The organism is Mycobacterium leprae TN, assembly GCF_000195855.1.
GTDB classification, from domain to species: Bacteria; Actinomycetota; Actinomycetes; order Mycobacteriales; family Mycobacteriaceae; genus Mycobacterium; species Mycobacterium leprae.
In genome coordinates, this window is record NC_002677.1 from 1,919,233 (window position 1) to 1,939,989 (window position 20,757).

The 20,757-nt window shown below is 57.6% G+C and carries 23 protein-coding genes and 4 pseudogenes; 6 read left to right on the top strand and 21 right to left on the bottom strand.

Annotated elements, in window-relative coordinates; genetic code table 11:
* Positions 1-137: 137 nt before the first annotated feature.
* Positions 138-374 (top strand): hypothetical protein, encoded by a 237-nt coding sequence (locus ML_RS08055; RefSeq protein WP_156517078.1) that lies wholly within the window; start codon positions 138-140, stop codon positions 372-374.
* Between the two features lie 851 nt (positions 375-1,225).
* Positions 1,226-1,677: pseudogene (locus ML_RS08065) on the top strand (hypothetical protein).
* Positions 1,678-1,680: 3 nt separating this feature from the next.
* Here ML_RS08065 and ML_RS08070 read toward each other — a convergent pair.
* The 11 genes from ML_RS08070 to ML_RS08120 form a co-directional block, all read right to left on the bottom strand.
* Positions 1,681-3,087, bottom strand: coding sequence for an amidase (locus tag ML_RS08070; protein ID WP_010908420.1), 1,407 nt, complete (start codon positions 3,085-3,087; stop codon positions 1,681-1,683).
* Between the two features lie 35 nt (positions 3,088-3,122).
* Positions 3,123-3,953 carry a translation elongation factor Ts gene (gene tsf, locus ML_RS08075; RefSeq protein ID WP_010908421.1) on the bottom strand — a complete coding sequence of 277 codons (831 nt, stop codon included), beginning with the start codon at positions 3,951-3,953 and terminating at the stop codon, positions 3,123-3,125.
* A 1-nt stretch (position 3,954) separates the two neighbouring features.
* A complete protein-coding gene (gene rpsB / locus ML_RS08080; RefSeq protein WP_010908422.1) occupies positions 3,955-4,788 on the bottom strand; it encodes a 30S ribosomal protein S2 in 834 nt (277 codons plus the stop codon).
* 823 nt (positions 4,789-5,611) lie between these two features.
* The gene (locus ML_RS08085) at positions 5,612-6,505 is read right to left on the bottom strand and encodes a tyrosine recombinase XerC (RefSeq protein WP_010908423.1); all 894 of its coding nucleotides are present in this window, start codon (positions 6,503-6,505) and stop codon (positions 5,612-5,614) included.
* An 80-nt stretch (positions 6,506-6,585) separates the two neighbouring features.
* Entirely contained in the window at positions 6,586-6,819 is a 234-nt protein-coding gene (locus ML_RS08090) for a carbamoyltransferase C-terminal domain-containing protein (RefSeq protein WP_041322849.1), read from the bottom strand.
* Positions 6,820-7,110: 291 nt separating this feature from the next.
* Positions 7,111-7,311, bottom strand: coding sequence for a hypothetical protein (locus tag ML_RS08095; protein ID WP_145985189.1), 201 nt, complete (start codon positions 7,309-7,311; stop codon positions 7,111-7,113).
* A gap of 210 nt (positions 7,312-7,521) precedes the next feature.
* Positions 7,522-7,887 carry a carbamoyltransferase N-terminal domain-containing protein gene (locus ML_RS08100; protein WP_010908424.1) on the bottom strand — a complete coding sequence of 122 codons (366 nt, stop codon included), beginning with the start codon at positions 7,885-7,887 and terminating at the stop codon, positions 7,522-7,524.
* Positions 7,888-8,251: 364 nt separating this feature from the next.
* Complete coding sequence (locus tag ML_RS17450) at positions 8,252-8,377, bottom strand: hypothetical protein (RefSeq protein ID WP_269147007.1); 126 nt, start codon at positions 8,375-8,377, stop codon at positions 8,252-8,254.
* 193 nt (positions 8,378-8,570) lie between these two features.
* A complete protein-coding gene (locus tag ML_RS08105) occupies positions 8,571-8,891 on the bottom strand; it encodes an ATP-grasp domain-containing protein (protein WP_010908425.1) in 321 nt (106 codons plus the stop codon).
* Between the two features lie 722 nt (positions 8,892-9,613).
* Positions 9,614-10,003: a hypothetical protein gene (locus ML_RS08115; protein WP_010908427.1), complete on the bottom strand. Its 390-nt coding sequence runs from the start codon at positions 10,001-10,003 to the stop codon at positions 9,614-9,616.
* 40 nt (positions 10,004-10,043) lie between these two features.
* Positions 10,044-10,181, bottom strand: a complete 138-nt coding sequence (locus ML_RS08120; RefSeq protein ID WP_156511842.1) for a hypothetical protein — start codon at positions 10,179-10,181, stop codon at positions 10,044-10,046.
* Between the two features lie 101 nt (positions 10,182-10,282).
* Between ML_RS08120 and ML_RS08125 the strand changes: the two genes are divergently transcribed.
* Positions 10,283-10,513 (top strand): hypothetical protein, encoded by a 231-nt coding sequence (locus tag ML_RS08125; RefSeq protein ID WP_111481039.1) that lies wholly within the window; start codon positions 10,283-10,285, stop codon positions 10,511-10,513.
* Positions 10,514-11,988: 1,475 nt separating this feature from the next.
* Positions 11,989-12,174 (top strand): hypothetical protein, encoded by a 186-nt coding sequence (locus ML_RS08130; RefSeq protein WP_231846576.1) that lies wholly within the window; start codon positions 11,989-11,991, stop codon positions 12,172-12,174.
* Positions 12,175-13,041: 867 nt separating this feature from the next.
* On the opposite strand, the pseudogene ML_RS08135 reads toward ML_RS08130, so the two are convergent.
* The 4 genes and pseudogenes from ML_RS08135 to ML_RS16085 all read right to left on the bottom strand — a co-directional run.
* Positions 13,042-13,377 (bottom strand): annotated as a pseudogene (locus tag ML_RS08135) (magnesium chelatase domain-containing protein); the annotation flags it as partial.
* A gap of 90 nt (positions 13,378-13,467) precedes the next feature.
* Positions 13,468-13,758, bottom strand: a complete 291-nt coding sequence (locus ML_RS08140) for a YraN family protein (RefSeq protein ID WP_010908429.1) — start codon at positions 13,756-13,758, stop codon at positions 13,468-13,470.
* A gap of 138 nt (positions 13,759-13,896) precedes the next feature.
* Positions 13,897-14,431, bottom strand: a pseudogene (locus ML_RS08145) (formate dehydrogenase accessory sulfurtransferase FdhD).
* Between the two features lie 3 nt (positions 14,432-14,434).
* Positions 14,435-15,353: pseudogene (locus ML_RS16085) on the bottom strand (hypothetical protein); the annotation flags it as partial.
* 218 nt (positions 15,354-15,571) lie between these two features.
* Here ML_RS16085 and ML_RS08155 point away from each other — a divergent pair.
* Entirely contained in the window at positions 15,572-15,769 is a 198-nt protein-coding gene (locus ML_RS08155; protein ID WP_041322859.1) for a hypothetical protein, read from the top strand.
* Positions 15,770-15,787: 18 nt separating this feature from the next.
* On the opposite strand, the gene ML_RS08160 is transcribed toward ML_RS08155, so the two are convergent.
* The 4 genes from ML_RS08160 to rplS form a co-directional block, all read right to left on the bottom strand.
* Positions 15,788-16,093, bottom strand: a complete 306-nt coding sequence (locus ML_RS08160) for a DUF2469 domain-containing protein (RefSeq protein ID WP_010908430.1) — start codon at positions 16,091-16,093, stop codon at positions 15,788-15,790.
* Between the two features lie 112 nt (positions 16,094-16,205).
* On the bottom strand, positions 16,206-16,928 hold the full coding sequence (locus ML_RS08165) for a ribonuclease HII (RefSeq protein WP_010908431.1): 723 nt from the start codon (positions 16,926-16,928) through the stop codon (positions 16,206-16,208).
* A 2-nt stretch (positions 16,929-16,930) separates the two neighbouring features.
* Positions 16,931-17,800, bottom strand: coding sequence for a signal peptidase I (gene lepB / locus ML_RS08170; RefSeq protein ID WP_010908432.1), 870 nt, complete (start codon positions 17,798-17,800; stop codon positions 16,931-16,933).
* 79 nt (positions 17,801-17,879) lie between these two features.
* Positions 17,880-18,221 (bottom strand): 50S ribosomal protein L19, encoded by a 342-nt coding sequence (gene rplS, locus ML_RS08175; protein ID WP_010908433.1) that lies wholly within the window; start codon positions 18,219-18,221, stop codon positions 17,880-17,882.
* Positions 18,222-18,754: 533 nt separating this feature from the next.
* On the opposite strand from rplS, the gene ML_RS16090 reads away from it, so the two are divergent.
* Positions 18,755-18,985, top strand: coding sequence for a hypothetical protein (locus tag ML_RS16090; protein ID WP_041322861.1), 231 nt, complete (start codon positions 18,755-18,757; stop codon positions 18,983-18,985).
* A 521-nt stretch (positions 18,986-19,506) separates the two neighbouring features.
* Here ML_RS16090 and trmD read toward each other — a convergent pair.
* Both trmD and rimM read right to left on the bottom strand, forming a co-directional pair.
* Positions 19,507-20,223 (bottom strand): tRNA (guanosine(37)-N1)-methyltransferase TrmD, encoded by a 717-nt coding sequence (gene trmD / locus ML_RS08185; RefSeq protein ID WP_010908434.1) that lies wholly within the window; start codon positions 20,221-20,223, stop codon positions 19,507-19,509.
* The gene (gene rimM, locus ML_RS08190; RefSeq protein ID WP_041323871.1) at positions 20,220-20,738 is read right to left on the bottom strand and encodes a ribosome maturation factor RimM; all 519 of its coding nucleotides are present in this window, start codon (positions 20,736-20,738) and stop codon (positions 20,220-20,222) included. The genes trmD and rimM overlap by 4 nt, the downstream gene beginning before the upstream one ends.
* Positions 20,739-20,757 lie beyond the last annotated feature (19 nt).

Below are 20,757 nucleotides of genomic sequence, written 5' to 3' on the forward strand. Positions count from 1 at the left end.
TCGCCAATCAGCGTTATGCAGTACCAGCACGACCTTACGGGGGCCGTATTTGCCCATGACGGCTCTGGCGAGGGACATGGCCGCTAGCCTACACGCATTCCTACCGAATCAAGTACACACCGGACTGTGGTAGGTGTTTGGCGTTCCACCTGTTGCAACAAATAGCTAGAGATGAGCAACAGGATGTTGAAAAGGTTTACAGTGAGCAATACCAACTCCGAGTTGGCAAGCATCACCACACGGTTCTTGAACAGCCGTACGTCGATCAGCGAATGATCGGCGCGACAGTAATAGAGTTGAAAACGAATCCGGTGATCAACGCCAGACCGATGCCCTACGGTATCCACACGCGGGGATCAGCCATTGAACCGTGACTCGGAATAGATGACACTCCGTAAAGGAACATCGCCAAGCTGAACAACAGCAGCATGCCTATAAAGGCAAACGGTGCCGATAGCATCGAATGCTCCTTTGGAACAACAACGCCGCCAAGAAGAACGCGGTCGAGTCGATCTGCAGGTTGATCCAGAAGATCCACTGCCAGCTGTAGGTGTAGATCAACCAGCCGTCCAGTACCGTGAACTCCAACCGGACCGATCAACACCGGTATGCTCATCAACCCATTAAGCGGACCCAATCGACTAGGACCGATGTTTCTGGTCAACATGGCTAGGGGAAGCGGAATCAGAATCCCACTGACGAGTCTCTGAACTATTAGAAATATGAAAATATGAAATGAGTGCAAAGATATTTGACGAGGTGAGGCACAGCAATGAGCCCAGTGTGAATACGAGGACAGACCCCATGAATAGTTGCTGGAACCTAATCGGTCAGCAACTCAACCTGCCCATGGGATCATGGCGGCCCGCGCAAGTGTGTAACCGGTCATCGTCCAGGCAACGGCAGCCTGCGTGGACTCGAACACGCAAATGTAAGGTGCACTGTGCAACGCTGACAACCATGGTGTCGAGGTTCGACAGGAATAAAACCAACACACACACCGACGATCCGGAGCAGCCCGGCGTCCAGCTTGCTGGATAGCTATATTCTCCGACATCTGACTGTTTGATGCCGGTGGCGGTTAGCGAGCCGAAGGTTGCTGCAGGATGCGCCTTCTCCATAGCCCTGCTGGGGATATCGACCCCACGACCGGCGTGCACCCAAGGACACAATCTCGCCTCAAAATGTTGAGGTAACGCAAAAAATGCGTCAACACACCGGATATATGTCAACATTGTTGACATATATCCGGTGTGTTGACGCGCCACTCCGTTACCTACCCTCTCGGGCGGGAGCCGCTTGTACGACCAGAAATTTCCGCCGTAATGCGTTCGGCTCAGCCTTACGCTCCCGAATTCTTTTGCCTACATATGCTGTCGACGTCTTCTGGCCTGTCGAGCGCCAAACTGTCACGTAACACAGGCATCACACCACAGGTTATAAATATCATTTATAAATACCATACTGCGCAAACCGGAAGACACTGACGTTGTGGCACGTCCCGCGTTGGCGTCCTCCGAGTGTGCACTACTAGCGACGCTGACCGGTCCGAGGGGCGCCTTGTTGAAACACGCGGATAGTGCGATCCGCATAGCTGATGGCCGCATCTTAGACAAACTGGGTGCACCGCAGCAGCGTGAGTTCAAGCGAATGCTCTACCAGCTCGGATCCAACTGACAGCTAGTCGCCAATTTGAATCCGCGCCCACGGCCGAGCCTCTTCGAGTTCAAATGCCAGTTCCAATAGTTGCGCTTCCTGACCAAAGTCAGCGGTGAACATCATGCCCACCGGCATACCATCAGCGGATTGGGCCAACGGCAGCGAAATCGCCGGCTCCCCAGTGACGTTTTGCAACGGAGTGAAAGCGACCCAGCCCATCAGCCGGTCCATCACCTGCTGATAGTCGGTGGGAGTGAGGTACCCTATCCGCGGTGTCTCGTCAGCGACCGTTGGAGTAAGTAATACATCGTAGGTAGCGAAAAAGTCAGCGGTGCGACGCCGCAGCCTACGCAAACGCATGATTGCCTTGGGGAGCCGGTGCATGTTGCGGCTGGCGTGGCGATCCAGGCCCAGCGTCAAACTGTCCAGCTTGGTGCGGTCGAACGTGTTGCCGAACGCGAGCCGGCCGGTCCGCACCTGCATCGCCGCCAACAGTCCCCAATACAGCAGGAAATCGTCCGGGAAATTAGGCGGCACCGGGGGCTCGGCAACCCGTTCGACGCGATGGCCCAGCTCCTCGAGCAGCCTAGCCGACTTCAGTGTGAGCTCGCGTAGTTCGGGGCTACACTCGCGCTGAACCGAACGCGTCACCACGGCAATCCGAAGCCGTTGCCGACCGGGCTGCGTGACGTCTCCGACCGGCGGCAGCTTGGGGTTGTGCCAAATACGCTCAGCCTCTCTATAGAAGGCCGCAGTGTCCCGCACCGAGCGGGTCAGCACGCCGTTGACTACGATGCCCACCGGAAGCCGGCGCAGCTCGGAATCCAGCGGCAATCGTCCGCGTGACGGCTTGAGCCCGACAAGCCCGTTGCAGGAGGCCGGAATACGAATCGACCCGCCACCATCGTTGGCGTGCGCCATCGGGACTACACCGGCGGCGACGAACGCACCCGATCCCGAAGACGAGGCCCCGGCAGTGTAGTCGGTGTCCCATGGGTTGCGAACCGGCCCTAGACGCATATGTTCAGCGGAGGCGCTGAACCCGAATTCTGACAACTGCGTCTTGCCCAAAGATACCGGTCCGGTGGCCAAATACAGCCGGGTGAACTCTCCGTCGTCGAACGCATTTCGGGGCACCCATGCGTCGCTGCCACGCATCGTCGGCTGTCCAGCGACATCGATGTTGTCCTTGATGAAGGTCGGGACACCGCTAAAGAAGCCACTGCCTGCTTTCGACGCGGTCTGCCGAGCCCACTGAAACGCCTCATAAGCCAAGCCACCCAAGGCCGGGTTAACGGCCTCGGTCCGCACAATGGCCGCCTCGATGACATCGGCTCTGCTGACCCAACCGGCTCGGATAGCGTCGGCTAGACCGACCGCGTCGAGATCGCCGAGGGCGTCGTCACCGAAAGCGTGCACACGTTGCATAGCAACAACGCTAGACGCTCGCGCTCACCGCCAAGCTAGGCTTGGCCCACCTCGAACCGAACGAATCGCGTCACCGTCACGCCGGCCTCGTCAAGCAGGACCTTGACGGTCTTCTTGTTGTCGAAAACCGACGGCTGTTCGAGCAGCACGGAATCCTTGAAGAAACCATTTAGCCGGCCTTCGACGATCTTGGGCAGCGACTGCTCCGGCTTGCCCGCAGCTTTAGCGGTCTCTTCGGCTATGCGACGTTCACTAGCCAAGACGTCTTCGGGAACATCGTCGCGGGACAGGAAACGCGCCTTGAGCGCGGCGATCTGCAGCGCGGCCGCATGTGCCGCCGCTGTGCTGTTAGCCGCGTCGGTGCCGGCACCATACTCAACTAGCACGCCCACCGCTGGCGGCAAGTCAGCCGCGCGCTTGTGTAGGTAGGTTGCCACGGTGCCGTTGAAGATCGCGGCGCGGCGCAGTTTCAGTTTCTCGCCAATCTTGGCCGCCAGCTCGGCGATCGCTTGCTCGACCGTCTTATCACCGACACTAGCCCCCTTGAGTGCGTCGACGTCAACGATTTTGGCTGCCGCCACCACCCCAACGATTTGGTTGGCCAGCTTTTGGAACTCGGCGTTTTTAGCAACGAAGTCCGTTTCGCAGTTCAACTCGATAAGCGCACCATCTTTAGCCGCAACCAGGCCCTCGGCAGTGGCCCGTTCGGCACGCTTGCCAACGTCCTTGGCACCCTTGATCCGGAGAGACTCGACAGCCTTGTCGAAGTTTCCGTCGGTTTCGACCAGCACACTCTTGCAGTCGAGCATGCCGGCACCAGTTAGCGCGCGAAGCCGCTTGACATCAGCGACAGTAAAATTCGCCATATCAGGCTTCCGTAGGGTTGGCTTCTGATAAGTCCGCGCCCGAATCGTTGAGGGCGCTGGAACCAGCACCGGCTAACAGCTCCTGCTCCCATTCCGGGAGCGGCTCAACGGCCTCCGTTTCGGGCTTGCCATCGCCGCACCTCAGACCGGCACGGACCTGCAAGCCTTCGGCAACCGCGGAGGCGATCACCGTAGTCAACAGCTCCGCCGATCGGATCGCGTCGTCGTTGCCCGGGATCGGGTAGTCGACCTCGTCGGGGTCGCAATTAGTGTCCAGGATCGCAATCACCGGGACGCCCAGTTTGCGGGCTTCGCCAACGGCGATGTGCTCTTTGTTCGTGTCGACAACCCAGATTGCCGACGGCACCTTCGCCATATCCCGGATACCGCCCAGGCTGCGCTCCAGCTTGTTCTTTTCCCGGGTCAAGCCCAAGATCTCCTTCTTGGTACGACCCTCGAAACCACCAGTCTGCTCCATCGCCTCCAGCTCCTTTAGACGCTGCAACCGCTTATGCACGGTGGAGAAGTTGGTGAGCATGCCACCCAGCCAGCGCTGGTTCACATACGGCATGCCGACGCGAGTCGCTTCGGCCGCGACGGACTCCTGCGCCTGCTTCTTGGTGCCAACGAACAAAACTAAGCCACCGCGGGCGACAGTCTCTTTAACGAACTCGTAGGCCTTGTCGATGAAAGTCAGCGTCTGCTGTAGGTCAATGATGTAGATGCCGTTGCGATCAGTGAAAATGAACCTCTTCATCTTGGGATTCCAACGACGGGTCTGGTGCCCGAAGTGGGTGCCGCTGTCAAGCAGCTGTTTCATGGTCACAACAGCCATAGTGAGCCCATGTCCTTTTCGTGTCGGTTGTTCGCCTGGCTTCAGCTGAAGCCGGGCCCTGGCGTCTGCTTGCAATGCCGGACCCAGTCGAGGAAACCCCCGGCCGGGACCCTCCCGGCATGCGGTGCGCACTCTCTAGTGGAACTCGAAAGACGCGGTACAGGCGCGCGAAACTTAGCCCGCTAACGAGCTGCAACCAGGAGTTTACACCGATCCAGCCGGCGGCTTGACACGTCCACAGCGACATCCACGTACAGAGAACCAGAAGCGGCGGCTGACCAAGCCTTCAGCGCGAAGCTGAACTAGTTAAGGTGCGTTGGGTGACACTAATCGTGAGTAATGACCCTGGTCAGCACGACATAGGAAGTTGCCGACGGCCCCTCGGCTGGATTGGCCTTTGCGTCCCTCACCGGCCATCGTGCTGGACTTGACGCCCCCTGGCCCAGGTAACCCCCTCGTGGGCACCAAGGTGTGGACTTATCCGTCGTTCCTTTCAGCCGGTATACGCGGCAAGGTCGTGCGACCGTCATGTTCGCCGGGCAGCTTGCCGGCCGGCTGTGTCGCTGGCGCACTTCGACGGTCTGTACACTAGCTATGAGCCCAGTCCGAGCGACCGTTGAAGTCGGTCAGCAAGTGATGTCCAAGACTCAAGAATGTGGTCGGCGAATTGGCCGCCGGGAACCTCGGCTGCCCAGCCGCGGCGTGTCTGCATTGAGGCGCTATGGGGTCCGGCGTCCGACGCTGATTATGCCGATCTGCTGAGCCTGCTTAAATCTTAAATATCGACTGCCATCCGACTCAAACCGCTGAACCATTGACAGCATCACGCCCGCGGGTGAGCCTGGTCGTGCACCACACGCAGCCGTGAGACCGCCACGTGGGTGTACAGTTGGGTGGTCGCCAGACTGGAATGCCCTAGCAATTCCTGGACGACACGCAGGTCAGCACCGCCTTCAAGCAAATGAGTGGCTGCGCTGTGCCGCAGCCCATGCGGTCCCATGTCGGGTGCACCGGCTACCACGGCCACGGTTTGGTGCACCACCGTGCGGGCCTGGCGCACGTCGAGCCGTCGCCCCCGTGATCCCAGGAGTAGTGCTGGCCCGGACTCTACGGTGACCAAAGCCGGGCGCCCGTCGTCCAGCCAGCCGCGCAGCGCGTCAGCGGCCGGTACCCCAAACGGCGCGGTGCGCTGTTTATTGCCCTTACCCAGGACACGCACCAGCCGGTGCCGGGTGTCCACATCGTCGATGTCCAAGCCGCACAACTCACTCACCCGGATGCCGGTGGCGTACAACATTTCTACGATCAACCGGTCCCGCAAAGCCAGAGGATCACCCTGCTCGGCGCCGGATTTTGCGGCCGCCATGATCTGCAACGCCTGATCCTGACGCAGCACCGCCGGCAGGGTGCGATACGCCCTAGGCACCTGTAACCGCGCGGCGGGGTCGGCCGCAAGTTGGCCACGCCACTTCGCCCACGCGGTGAATGCCTTGACCGCCGAGATGCGACGGGCCAACGTGGTGCGAGCCGCGCCGGCACCGGCCGCCGTAGCCAGCCACGACCGCAGCACCGGCAGGCTCAGTTGATCTAGCCTGGACCCACGTCCCTCTAGATGGGTCAACAACGACCGCAGGTCGCCCAGATATGCACGACGGGTATGCTCTGAGCGACCGCACCGCAGCGCTAGGTGCTCATCGAACTCGTCGAGGATCGCCACGCTGTGGTCCGACACTCGACTTACGTTTGCAGATTCAGCACGGCGTTTCGCTGTAGACGCGCCGAACTGTTGTCGTGACGTTACCATCCGAAGTTTTTGTTATAAACGAGGTGGTTTTCAATGGTCAGGGCATCGAGCAGCATCCCGGCGAACGCGCGCAGTGCATCCTCCGAGATGCAGACGATGGGTTCGCCGGGGCTGTTGAACGAGGTGTTTAGCACGACTCCGTGCCTACGCTGCTCGCGTAGCTCACACAGTAGGTCGGCGTAGCGACCGGTGCCGGGTTCACACGGTTTGCTGACGGACCGTTCCATTAAACATGTACAATTGCTCTATTATCCATGCCAGCTTGGTCGGTGAAGATGAAACTTTGCTCCATGTGATGGGGAACGTGTCACAGCCGAACAGGTACCGCGACTCGTCATGTGGCAAAGCGAGAGCAAACAGGCACCATTTTTCGCGCCGTTTGCTGTTGAGGTGGTCGCGATGCCCAACGCTCGTGGGCCGGACTCCATCCGGCCCTGGCACCAATCCAGCACCTGTTCCCGCCCCACACGCTCGACCGCCACTTCGACAGGATCATCGACCTCAACAACGTCAAAGCCCTAGTGCACCAGGTGATCGTGGATGGTATCCGAGGAATACCCGGGACCAAGGTCGGTGATACCATCATGCTTAATCAACAAACCATGCTGAGCGCCAACGTGCAGCACAGTTCCCAGCGCTACACCGGCATCGTGTAGTTCCGGCATGAGGTGCAGCGACACACCGCGGTCAACGAGACGGGTGTTAGTGACACTGTTCAACCCTATGCCGTTGGCGACACATAAATCGATGTTCGCCAACCGTCTCTAGCACGTAGCACGCCGACGAAAACATCAGATCGTCCACGGACACTTGAGCATACGCCACCACGCCTGGTTTTAAGTTCACCACGTCGACGTTGCACCTAATTAGGTGGGAACGTAGCTTGTCAAAGCCCAGCGCAATCCGCGCAGGCCGTCTAGGAGGACATCTCAGGACCGGTGGACCACACTGGCACGGCCACACGGTGGTACGGAAGTGACGAGATCGTCGTCGCGGCCTGATAAGAGCGAACGGGTGCCCACGCATCCATAGCAGGCCAATACCATGGTCTTGCCGAAGTCGTAACGCCCGAATCCGCAATGATCGCCGACCGACTGGTAGAACAAGACGAGCAAGTGTTCTACATAGATAACAGATAGGAGCGGATTGGGCTTAAGTTCGTTTCCGCGAGCCAGGTAGATCGATATGATCGGTAAGTATGTATCCTCACCACGCCCGTCAGCGATAAGGACTGCTGCCGAGACCAATCCGGACCAAAGGAACGCCGGAGCAGCATGCGCATTGTGGTGTGCCACTCAGTGCACTCAAAATATGCGACGCGGCGGCTGACCGGTAACGAATCGGACGAACTACATATCGTCCAGATCTCACGAATGTTATTGACCTGTAGCAGATCACATCCTTACACCAGCACATCGACATCATCGATTTCGATGCCCCTTCCCCGAGAAGCTAGTCCACCGCTAGCACAAGCAACATCTATCACGAATGCCGAACCCAGTTAAGCCGTTCCTCTTTCGACTTCGACTAAGGGCATCAGCTGCCCATCAACCATAAGTGCGGCAGCGGGATCATCGTGGCTAGCACCGCGGCATTCACCCCATACCATCGACACCGAGCACAATCATCTCAGCACATCTCTTAGTCACGTGCCAGTTGTCACAGCCGCACGGCACCGTTGAGCACGCCGCTTGTCCAATGTTCCCACAACGTGTTTCGTTCCGACCACTGCTCGATCCGGCGCAGCTGAGCTCGCACATCGGAAGTGGATAAGGTGAAGGTCATCTTCGCAACGGTTGGTCCCAGGCTTACTGTGCCGTGGTACATGCGGCAGCACTTGCCGGATACACCGAGTAGCTCGAAATGTTGGGTCGCGGGCAGTGGCCAAGGACGCGGCGCAACACACCGGCATGCGGGTAGGAAAGCGGGCAAAACCTTGTAACGGCTTCCGAACCGCATAATAGGACCGCTGCCAACGTCAGACCTCGCATAGCAGGCTGGCACCGTGTAGATCCACCCCGGACACTTCCTCATGGATATCGACAACGACAGCGGGGCCGGTGGCGCAACAAGCAATCTCACACAACACCAGTCGGTCATCAGGCGTGTAAAAAATCTCGGCGTGGAAAGCGCTGATGCCGGGAACGGTCAGCAACGCACCCAAGACCTGCGCAGTCGGCACACGAATACAGTCGGCCATCGAATTTGATTCCGAGAGTATGGCAACCAGGTAGGAGGCCGCATTGAAACCAACCGAGAACCGGTCGAAATGGGGTTTGCAGCTCGTTACTGGACTCATACGATGACGCCCATAGTCCATGAGGCAGTTGACGTAGTAGAAGTCGCCGTCTATCTACGCTTCGGCAAGCATCAGTTCACGCCACATTGAGTAGCTTCGCCCACCGAGAACCCTGTCCAAGTCGTCGACATCGCCCAGCAGGTGGATTCACACCGAAACCACCACGATAGACCGGTTTGACAAGCACGGGGTAGCGGCGAAGTCCCGTACCGTCACAGCGCTCTACACGCGACGCATTGGCGCCATCTGCAATCAGGCATCGGCGAAGATCAATTTCATCACAAACTTGTCCCGGCAGACAGTCGCTGCCGGAGGCATCGCCGCGGTAGTGCATGTACAGTGGACGCAGCAATAAAGAGCATTACAGTAAAGCCTTTGACTGGCGCCAGAATACAGTGGGCCGTTCAGCAGTAACAGATCGGCCATGAACTCCCGAAGATCGATTTCGCAGCCAGTGAATCGGTCCGCGACGACCAACAGCACCCCATCGGGGTTTACCTTTTCCGTGGGCACCACAGCTGGTTAACACGGCGCGATATTGGCCGACCGGTGATAACTGTACTCGGACCGAACCGGGCCCGCAATCCGGGGACCAAAATTAGACGGCGCAGTATATTCGGGCGGCGAGCGCGGGATCTGGGGGTTCGTCACGCAGTCCGGCGAGATTCAGCCCGAGTGAGCCGGGTCTGCCGAGTCACCAGGTCACCGGCACAGCGCAGCAACTAATTCAGCATCCGAGTCTCTTCGATCTCAGGGCAATTGGCTATCGTCACCGGCGCCCGCCAGACCACAGCAGACTCTATCACGATAACTAAAGCATGTTTGAAATCACCTACCCGCACATCGCTTTGCAGCGGCCGACCACCTTCGATAAGCAGGAGGTCGACGACAGCCGAATCCGTTGCAGCCCAAGCGGAGGCGGTAGCCATCATGGTTATGACAGTTCGGACAAAGTGAGAAATAACTGCATCACCACGGATAGGCCTTAGCAGCTGTTGAGCAAGAAATAAGGCCAGGGTAAATCGCCAAGTCCCGGGAACGACTTCGTCGGCAGGTGCATCGCTGGCGAGCACCTGCACGATCAGCGGACGAGTCGACATCGCGACAACCATCGTGCCGCCGACCCACCATGTAGCTCTAGCAGAGTAAACCCTAACCGCGGCGCAGCACCTCCAGCGCGGTATCTGACCGGCGAGAAAATACGTACGGAACGCCGTCGCGCTCGACCTCGATCGCGGCACCGGCCGCAGACTCACGAGCAAGTTGTCCGAACCTGTGCGTTCCATTCATCGGAGCCCCGCATGCAGAGATAAAACGCCACCTTGGGCGGGTCGAACGCAGCGAATAAATGCTCGGGCTGTCGGTGAAATCCACACACAGTCGTGCCTCCGGTGACCGCGAGGAGCGCAGCAAAGTGGACTGCGTTGCGCATGCTCCCCGTCGAGCAGCGCTTGGTCAATAGGATGAGCCTGCTTGGGCCAGTCGGGTACACCGAACCATTACGTGTCGTTGTAGTTGACGAAGAAGAACGTTCGAACTTGGATGGCGCACAGCTATGTCGCCTGGTCAGCGTCGACGCCGCGAACCACGACACGACAGCTGTTATCGTCGAGCTCTCTTAGACTGAGCGGATCTACGCCATTGCCATCGTACCGTAAACGCATCCACGGCCCATCGAGTTCATCCTGGATGCCATGGGTTCTATTGAATTCCTCGATTACAGCTTGCATCCAGTTCACCCACCACTGCAAGGAATGGTCGATAACACCATCCTTGTCTTTCAGACCCTCTTATCCGAAGTCCGCCGGCGAAGTAACTCAAAATTCGGCAACCGCATCGGCAACCTCGAACGTCGTGTATCCGGGTTTATGCAGCAAAACTATAGTGGTGAGTTCCGGGGCCCGGGTCGGAGACAGCGACTACCATTGCGTCGGAGACCCGAAAATCAGATGCAGTGCTCTTCAGAACCGCCATTCTTTCCATCCGCACGGGTGTATCCTTACGGCCGTCGACCGGATCGGAAGCAGTGCTCTTCAAAACAGGCATCCCGTTTATCCTGGCGGAGAGTGCGGTGTGAATTGCCGAAAGATACCATCTATCGCGTCACAATTAGGCTATCGGGATTTGTGGTACCTAGGCCATAGCTTGAATTGGACGACCACCATCCCCACCTAAAGTCAATTCTGCCAAAAATGATATCGGTCCTGCCTGGGAAGGAACTCCAAGCTCTAGCATGGTACTCCAGTCAATACATGAAGAGGTTTCGTCATGCAATTACGTCCATAATAGCATATTTTTTGGTCGCGCAGGCAACAGTTCAAATAATTGCAAATAATCGAGCGGTCGATGTCACAACGCAAGCACCGCACGACACTGATTGTCGAACACCGCCAACCCTGTCTCGTCTCAATCTCGAGGCGATGGCTACACCTCCACTAAGCTGCGGAATATCCTATCAACACAAGACTAAATACCGCGACGACACCTAGTGCCATACTTGACCGGATAAAACACCGGATAAAACCTTTAACACCAAACGCCAAATACGATAGGCGCCATTGGCTCCCCGGATTGTCGAAAATCGCCGGTTAAGCCAAACCAGACCACCAGTCCATAATGGACGACTCGTATATGTCGTCCTCAGAGCTCTCTTCCAGATAGCACCAATTTTCTTTCTTGGCTTGACCCTAAATTCGGGCGCCACAGTGAGTCTTTGTTGGCTCACAGATTTCCGCGCTAGATTCCTTAGGAGTATCTATTACTCTGCATCCGCAAACTTGTCCAGCAGTCCAGTGTGTAAGATTAAAACAATGCTTGACCGCAAAGAAGGAAGCTGTTTTCTTGTTTGTCAGATTATCGTATTCTAATCTACGCAAGCAAAAATAATTTCCCATCTACGTGAAACTGCCCATAACCCGGTACCATGTATGTGCATAAAATTCAGCATTTCCGATAGTAATGTGGGCGATCCTGGTGGCGCGCCGAACGGCACGCGTCGATTGTCAGCAAACAGCACAGATCGCCGATCTCTGGCAGCAGAGTAGTCACCAAGCAACGGATCGTCAAGCACCGCCTCGAATGTATGCAGGGTGACACGGTGTTCCGAATCGACCGCTTCCAGCTGCAGCTGTATGCCCTCGCGGGTGTGTCGACCGTGGAAAACGGTCGTGACGTCGATGTCCTGCACGGTGAATACGGGCGGTTCGGACCCGGAATTGCTAACCCTTGGACACCCATTGCGGATCTTCGCGAACGGATAGCATCAATCGTGCAGCAGTTTTAGATAGCGCTAATCGATCTCGTACACTGGCGCCGCTATGCTACCGGCGCGAGCGAGGCGTGATCAGACCATCACCCTCGGCATTCAACCTAAACACATACCAGAACCCTATGGCCATATAAGGAATCTGGCTGACTCAAACACGGAATCGGTGGGCAACTACTCCACTTTCGGGGTCGTAGTAGAACTCCGAGTTGGTAACCACATTAATCGACTAGCTGCCCGGGTGGTGGTCAATTGCCGTTAGCAATTACCCACCCGAACAGGCTCAGTCTGCCAACGCAATCAATACTTGATCATCCAACGACGTACCGGTGGCGATTACCACACCGGTCTGTTGAACAGCGAGGACCAAGGTGTGCAGCATCTGTCGCAGGGTGGGCATGTGTCCGCACGCATCGGAGACAATGCCCGTTACACGCCGAGGTCATCCATATGCCCGACAGCAGCAAAGACGACGCAAGCTTGCCAATTCAAATATATTCTCCTATTGGCGATAGTCACAGGAGTTCGCGGCAGTGTAAAAATCCACATTGGCCGCCCTCTGGTTCCAGCAAATCCAGATTGGCCGCCCGACTATCCACACAGCTCGCCATTACATATCACGAACTCGATGTGTTACATCACGGTCCCGGCTGGGTCAAAAGGGAATCGTTCAAAGCAGACGTTCGCAGATGCGCCTAGGAAAGTTACTGAATCAGCGACAAATCAGTATCATAATTTTCCCGGAGATTTGCTGCGGGAATGCGCTGACACCATACGTATGGCTGGATCGGCCGCGACGCACGGTTACGTGGCAGGTCGTTCGCCGATCTTTGACCCGGGTGATTCACGCACCGGATACTGTGGAGAAGCAAAGGGAAAACAGCATCCCCTTAGGACATTAGCACCTAACAGCACCTTCTTCTCCAGGCATTGACATGGATTCTTGCGCTACACCGACAGCACCGACGCGGTCAACGCCAAATCGTAGACCTATCCCATTGTCGGCAGCGTCGCGAGTGAGAGCGTGAGCCGGGCCATAGGCCAGCTGTTGCCGCAATTGGTTATCGCCGCCCGGACCCAATCCCGGGGCTCCTGCAGGGCGGCATCGGGTAGCCCCGCTAAATGCACACCCGGCAATCCCGAGGTGATGTCGGCTTCAATCTCCACGCTCTCGCTATCCAATACGCGCACCGCAACTGAGAGCGCCCCAGCGCCATCCAGCCAATCTCCTGCAGATGCGTGATCTCCCGGGGTACAGCTGTGGTGACCCGTCCGGATCTGCAACCCGATCACATCGATCCGGCTTGCTGCTCAAAATTCGTCTTGATTCGCCGGCCATAAACCAGCCAACCAACGCAGCCAACGAACCTTCTGCTCGGGCGCTGACCTGCGCGAGCCCTCCATAACCGTAGCCGCTATGGATCTTAGCCTCGACACCACCGTGCGGTGGGCCGTCTCGGAAGCGATCACATCGCATTCGCCATAGCGACAACGCCAGTTGCAGTGCAAACCCCGCAACCCCATCCTCGTCAGGTTATCCACCGCGAACACCTCGCCCATCGCCTCCAACTGGACTCGAGTCATAGCCTTGTGGGTCGTCATGGGAGACAATCTGCCCGGTAGCATCGACGCGACATGCCCAACCAACGGCTCATGCTGGCGCAAACACCGGTTTATTTATCCCCAGTGGGGTGTTCTGCCAACAACCTTTGGCAGTGACAGAATTCAAGCAAACGTCAATCAGGTAATTCGGTCGGGCCTGGTGTAGACGTTCATCAAATTCTCCCGAAGAAACACCACCAGCGTGACCCCGAACTCACCGGCCAACGAAATCACCAGCGAAGACGACGCCGACAGGGCCAGCAAGCACCGGTACGCCGGCCATCACAGCCTTTCCACATCAACTCAAATGATGCCCGTCCGGTGACCAACAACACCGACTGACCCAGCGATATTGGGTCATGTTCAATCGCCCAACCTATTTGGCCTTATCGACCGCACTGTGCCTGCCGATGTCCTCAGGAACCACAAGGCATCGCCCCGCCCACAATAAATTAATACACAGCATGTCTTTGCGGCACGCGATTACCCCTTCAATTAGCAAAATCTTTGTTCGAGTTGGATATCGAAAACCCGGCGCACGAATAATAGCAGTAACCGGCATTTCGTTGACGCGGATCTCCAGCGGTTTCCCAACGATCGGGGTTTCCGGCCGGGTGATTGCCTGCTCTGCGGCAAGATGCCTTACCCGCCGACACTGCGTTACCTGCCCCACTAGCTATTTCACTATTGCTTTCATCCCGAGACCACTCCACTCAATGATGATCGCTTTCGACACCAGATATTCGAGTTAGCCGCGTTGTGATCAAGTGGCACAAGTGGACTGGTCTCCTGATAGTAGGAAGCGGTATTGTCGATCAGAGTCGAGTAAACCACCATCAAGAAGGCATCTGCACGTCGCTCCTGCAGGCGGTTTTCAACGTCGGTACACTACGTACACCAGGTCGACGCGTTGGCCCCCTGTCAAGCCCAGTGCCTCGATGTCAGCGGAGTTGATAAAAACACCACTCGGTGGCTATCCCCCTTACCCCACGATAACGATCGTCTAACCCATAGAGCACAAAATACGAATCGTGGCTGCGCAATGTTTTCAGCACCAGCTAGCTCGACGGTACCGGAATCCGGTGCAGCTGATTTATTGTGAAATTGGCTTTGCAGATGTTGATATAGAATTCACACGCATCACACGGTGGGTGAGGTAGCCAGAATCCGTCGGGTACGCGCACCTTACGGTTGTAATCGGTACAGCCGAGGATCACCGCAGCGATCGCGTCGCGGAGGGTGTCTTAGTCATCGGCGAACCGTTCCCACAGCACCAAATGTTGCTCGCCGAACTAGAGTGCGGACCAACTGGCAAACGATCTGGACCTTACTACAGAGCCGATCGCTGTACGGATGGAAGCAGTCCCACGACAAATGCGCCATTGGAATCGAATCATCAAACCAAAAAACCTGTTTGGACCCACCACGGATATCGCGGTCGGTCCAACACAACGTCAGCAGGATCAACACCGTGGTTCAGTGGACGATGTGGACTGCGGTTTAATGTAGTCGAAACCTACACGGTCAACACACAACTGCGCAAGGCCGCTTCAGTGACGGAGGTTGTCCGGGGTAGCTGATGCAAAGTTACCCCCATGCCAATCAACACCGTTACACTGACTCAGCCGAGCCAGCGCTGCCGCGGTGCGCAGCACATCCATCTGCTGCAACCCACGCTGCAATGATACCATCGCCGCCCGCACACCGGCCACCTCATACTTACTCGAGGTAACCACTATCCCGTGCTCGTCATAGCTGACCTAGATGTCACGAACTTCAGCTGGGTACTGGCACCTAACATAGCCATCGTACATTGGTTACCGCGCTAGCGCCGCATGGCGCGCTAGACCTGGCGGACACTCGAGCTCCGCAATTTCGCGATGCGGACCGGCTAAGCAACCGCGAAATCGGTGAGGCCGTTGGGATGTTGATGCTGCCGCAACAGCATCTCCGAACCAACCGCAACAAACTCACGTTGGCCAGCGGGGATCAACTTCCGCCCGAGACATAACAACCGGATCAAGTCGGCCTATTCCGGCAGCCGTAGCTCGGGCTTCTCAACTTCTTCGATGTTGACATCCTTGAAGGTGACCACCCTCACTTGCTTCACGAACCGCGCTGGCCGGTACATGTCCCACACCCAGGCATCAGCTAGTCGCAGCTCGAAGTACACCTCACCGTCGGTGTTGCGCGGCATCATCTCCACACTGTTCGCCAGATAGAAACGTCGCTCGGTTTCCACGACGTAGCTGAACTGGCCAACAATATCCTTGTATTCGCGGTACAGCGAGAGCTCCATCTCGGTTTCATACTTCTCGAGATCCTCAGCACTCATCTGTTCAGACGTCCTTCTCTCTGGCCCTTTTCCCGACGTCCCTATTGGGCCCCTTGGACTCTTTGAGCCACACACGACCGTGACCAAGTGGGAATTCCGGTCCCATCTTTTCTCACCGGCATTCGCCGTGCTCGGCCGGAGGAGCCGGTGTGAATCCAGCCACCGCCCGGGTATTAGACCTGGTCACTATGCGCCGAACGTTGATGAACGAATAGCGGTGTTCTGGGCAAGGCCCCAGCTGGGTGAGCGCCAAGCTATGCGCGCGCGTGCAGTACCCCTTGTGTGCAGCGAAGCCGTAGCCAGGATAGTCAGCGTCCATTGCGACCATCAACCGGTCACGACTGACTTTGGCCAGCACACTGGCCGCGGCAATGCAGGCAACCACCGCGTCTCCACCAACTACCGGCAGCGACGGCACCGACAGGCCGGGTACGCGAAAACCGTCGCTTAATACATAGCCGGGCCGCACCGACAGACCGGCCACCGCACGCCGCATGCCTTCAATATTGGCTACCTGCACACCATGCCGGTCGACCTCAACCGACGGGATGAACACCACGTGGTAAGCCAGCGCGTACCGGCAGATCAAAGGAAACAACATCTCCCGCCCCTTCGCGCTAAGCTTCTTGGAATCATCAAGACTTTCCTCCAGTCGCCCCGGCCCGAGCACACAAGCTGCCACCACCAGCGGACCCGCGCAGGCGCCGCGACCCACCTCGTCCACCCCTGCCACCGGCCCCAACCCGCTGCGCTGCAGTTCGTACTCTAGAGTCCACATCCCCCGCAAACCCCCAGACTTACGGATTATCCTGCACGGCGGCCAGGTGGTGGCCATGGCTACTGCCCCTGCTGGGAATTCACCGAACCCACACCACCCCATCGTGACGGCGGCCACACGACGACCCTGGCCTTACCGATGACATTGGACACCGGCACAGTCCCCGAATTCGGATCACCGGTGCACGAAAGCCCATTCACCACGTCGGTGGAGTTGCAGTGGTAACGCGAGTCCGCGGAGTGTATCCGGTTATCACCCATAACCCACAGGCGTCCCTGCGGGACCGTGACTGGACCGAACTCGCTACCCAGGCACGGGGAGAATGACAGGTCGGCATTCATGGTGACCGGCCTGAGATACGGCTCTTTGAGTGGCTTCCCATTGACCGTCAAGCCCGTGTCGGACCGGCACTGCACCGTCTGTCCTCCGACCGCGATAACGCGCTTGACCAAGTCGTTCTCGTCGGGAGGCACGAAACCGACGAACGACAACGCGTTTTGCACCGAGCGCAGCACGATGTTGTTTGACCGGATAGATTTGTACATCGTGTTCCACGACGGCGGGCCCTTGAAGACGATGACGTCACCAGGTTGTGGTGAGCTGAAGCGATAAGTGATCTTATCCACCATGATGCGGTCGCCCACACAGCCCGAGCATCCGTGCAGCGTGGGCTCCATGGATTCCGACGGAATCAGGTAGGGGCGTGCCACGAACGTCAACATGACGTAGTACAAGCCTATAGCGATCACCGCCAAAATCGCGAATTCCCACAACGCCGAACGCTTCTTGGGCTCCGACACGCCTATTGCGGCTTCCGCGGCAGTCTCAGATACTTCAGCGGGCATATCAAGACCACAGATAGACACCTTCGGCTGCAACTGGTCAGCGTCGGACGGAGGTTCAGGTACGGAGTCCGTGGTTTCGGTCACGATGATCAGCGTAGCCAGCGTAGTGTGTGGCCTAATGCGACACCGAGGCGGCACGACCGGCAACCAGGGTGTACCCCAGTCAGCGCTTCTCCTTGATCTTAGCCTTCTTGCCGCGAAGTTCACGCAGATAATACAGCTTGGCGCGGCGGACATCGCCACGAATCACCATCTCGATGTGATCGATGTTCGGCGAGTGTACCGGAAAGGTCCGTTCGACGCCAACGCCATAGCTTTCCTTACGCACGGTGAACGTTTCGCGGATACCTCCGCCCTGCCGGCGGATGACCACACCCTTGAACACCTGGATACGCTCTTTAACGCCCTCGATCACCTTGACGTGCACATTGATCGTGTCACCCGGGCTGAAGGCCGGGATGTCGTCGCGCAACGACGCCTGGTCGACGAAGTCCAGCCTGTTCATCTTAAGAAAACACTTCCTCGGGTTCGCGGCTTTCGGAAGCCGCCCACGCGTAAGCATCAGACGGTCACCGAGCCGATGGGTTCGGGCTTATGAGCGTATCCTGCAGTTGCACCAAACGGCCCAGCGGACCGGACAACTGCTGGAGACAACTGGTCAATTGTGCCAAACAATCTGCACACAGTGAAAATCACAGGAAATCCTAATCCGTCTCAATCTCCAAAGGCGCTGGTGAATGGCAAATAATGACGGCTGTTAATTTAGCTCTAACGAACCTCAGCGTGACACTCCGGGCGGATAGCGATACCGCCTCGCCTACCTACCCACGCATGTGTCCGGGACACCGTTCAGAAGCCAAATGAGAGGAAATGCGCGCTCAGACCACTCTACCCTGCTCGCCCCGAGCGTATGCAGTGACGCTAGCATTAGTCGGCGGGGACGAAGCAAAGATGGGAAGCTACGGTCTACAGCTCGGCGGAATACAGCCCAGTGGACCTCATATTAATCCCAGAATCAACCACAGCTTACCTGAACTGATGCTAGATAACTATCCACTTTCACCCTCGGCGCCGTATACACTGCCGAACTTCGGGTTCGACGCACTGCAGGCCGATATTCAGCAAGCCACCCACCAACTGGCCTCCAGAGGTAACACTCAGATCACCGCTATCGAGCCGGTGACCAAGCTCTTCATCAGCCAAAGATCCGATTCTGCGGGACGTTCGAAGGGAAAGCAACACTGTCCACTGGCGACCGCCAAGTGGTGAACATCATGTTACACCCGTCTGATAACGGTGCCGCCGAAAATTCTGGGATCAGTGATGGCTGGAGAGGCCATCATCACGCGGATCGCGAACCAGTACGGATTGACCCGTCACGACGCCGTCGGGCGACAGTGGAACACGATCAGCTCGGCGACCGACTTGATGCGCTCGCTACATATGACATGCAGCTCAACGGGTCCGGCAGGCTCCACACCGGAGCCGGGCCAAGATCATCGTCAACAACCTTACCCAGTCCACCCCCACCGGAATCGGTGGCTATCCTCAGCGTTTCGGCATCCCGATCGTCCTGTATGTCGAACCGATGGCGGTTACGCAGAGCGGGATTATTGTTGTATCGTCAACGACTGGATGCACATGCCGACCGAGGTAGAGTGACGCGGACTGCCGCTGCATTATGGTCATCCAGTCGTTGCAGCCATCCGGTGATGTCACCGGGCGACCTACGATCACCTAGGCTGCGAAGACGATATTTCTCAACGGCCGGATCTGACGATTAGCTTACTTCACGACAAACCCAGCCCCCAGACAAACCGGGCCCCCGACAAATCGGGACGGCGTTTACGAGTTCTCCGGAGCGAAGCCTCTCGGCGCCAAGCGGCGATTCGAGCATGATCACCAGACAACAAAACCGGCGGAACGTCGAGACCACGCCAGGTAGGTGGGCGAGTATAGCTCGGCCCCTCCAAGAGTCGACCCAGGTCCGGCGAGTGTGAATCATCGCGGTGCGACGCAGGATTGCCGAGCACCCCAGCCACCAGGCGCAGAACAGCCTCGATCATTACCACGGCCGCTGACTCGCCACCCGGCAACACATAGTCACCGATTGAAACCTCTTCGACTCGCATTCGTCGTACTGCATCATCAACGACTCGCTGATCGATGCCCTCGTAGCGACCGCAGGCGAACACCAGGTGTCTCTCGGTGCTCCAGCACTGTGCGGTGGCCTGGGTGAACAGCGCACCAGCGGGGGTGGGGATCACCAACAGTGTCTCGTCGAAACAGATTTCATCTAACGCTTCCCCCCATACCGGCGCTTTCATCACCATCCCCGGACCACCACCATAGGGCACGTCGTCCACCGAGTGGTGTACATCATGGGTCCACCGCCGCAGGTCGTGCACCTGCACATCGACCAGGCCCGACTCAATCGCCTTGCCCGGCAACGATTGCCGCAGCGGGTCTAGGTAAGCCGGGAAAATCGTGACAATATCGATTTTCATAGATCCAGCAGGCCCTTGGGCGGGTCGATTTCGACTATGCCGTCGTCTAGAGACACCAACTTGACAATCGCACCGACAAACGGCACTAGTACTTCGCCGGAATCACATCGCACCGCCAACAACTCACCGGCCGCAGTGTGAAGCACCTCAGCAACGACACCAACGTCTCGTCCCATCATGGTACGAACCTGCAGACCTTCGAGCTGGTGGTCGTAATAAGTATCCGGCTCATCGATCGGCGGCAAGTCGAGGGAATCGATGACGAACAAACTGCCCCGCAACGCGTCGGCGGCGTCACGGTCACTCACTCCGGCCAATCGCACAAGAAGCCGCGCACCGTGCTCACGCGCATAGACGACGGTGTATCTTCGTTCTGGGCCACCACGTGGAAAATCCTTGGCGCGCAATATATTACCCGGACAGAACCGGGAAGCTGGATCGTCGGTACGAATCTCAACGACCACTTCCCCACCGATACCGTGCGCTTTCACCACCCGCCCGATTGTCAACTCCAACAAAGCACCATGAGCATGC

What these genes read in the sequence shown, in the direction of transcription:
- ML_RS08070 (WP_010908420.1), bottom strand. Translation starts at nt 3,087, where the DNA reads ATGCAACGTGTGCACGCTTTCGGTGACGACGCCCTCGGCGATCTCGAC.
- tsf (WP_010908421.1), bottom strand. Translation starts at nt 3,953, where the DNA reads ATGGCGAATTTTACTGTCGCTGATGTCAAGCGGCTTCGCGCGCTAACT.
- rpsB (WP_010908422.1), bottom strand. Translation starts at nt 4,788, where the DNA reads ATGGCTGTTGTGACCATGAAACAGCTGCTTGACAGCGGCACCCACTTC.
- ML_RS08090 (WP_041322849.1), bottom strand. Translation starts at nt 6,819, where the DNA reads ATGGAACGGTCCGTCAGCAAACCGTGTGAACCCGGCACCGGTCGCTAC.
- ML_RS17450 (WP_269147007.1), bottom strand. Translation starts at nt 8,377, where the DNA reads ATGACCTTCACCTTATCCACTTCCGATGTGCGAGCTCAGCTGCGCCGG.
- ML_RS08105 (WP_010908425.1), bottom strand. Translation starts at nt 8,891, where the DNA reads ATGAGTCCAGTAACGAGCTGCAAACCCCATTTCGACCGGTTCTCGGTT.
- ML_RS08115 (WP_010908427.1), bottom strand. Translation starts at nt 10,003, where the DNA reads ATGGTTGTCGCGATGTCGACTCGTCCGCTGATCGTGCAGGTGCTCGCC.
- ML_RS08120 (WP_156511842.1), bottom strand. Translation starts at nt 10,181, where the DNA reads ATGAATGGAACGCACAGGTTCGGACAACTTGCTCGTGAGTCTGCGGCC.
- ML_RS08140 (WP_010908429.1), bottom strand. Translation starts at nt 13,758, where the DNA reads ATGACGACCCACAAGGCTATGACTCGAGTCCAGTTGGAGGCGATGGGC.
- ML_RS08160 (WP_010908430.1), bottom strand. Translation starts at nt 16,093, where the DNA reads ATGAGTGCTGAGGATCTCGAGAAGTATGAAACCGAGATGGAGCTCTCG.
- ML_RS08165 (WP_010908431.1), bottom strand. Translation starts at nt 16,928, where the DNA reads ATGGCCACCACCTGGCCGCCGTGCAGGATAATCCGTAAGTCTGGGGGT.
- rplS (WP_010908433.1), bottom strand. Translation starts at nt 18,221, where the DNA reads ATGAACAGGCTGGACTTCGTCGACCAGGCGTCGTTGCGCGACGACATC.
- ML_RS16090 (WP_041322861.1), top strand. Translation starts at nt 18,755, where the DNA reads ATGCTAGATAACTATCCACTTTCACCCTCGGCGCCGTATACACTGCCG.
- trmD (WP_010908434.1), bottom strand. Translation starts at nt 20,223, where the DNA reads ATGAAAATCGATATTGTCACGATTTTCCCGGCTTACCTAGACCCGCTG.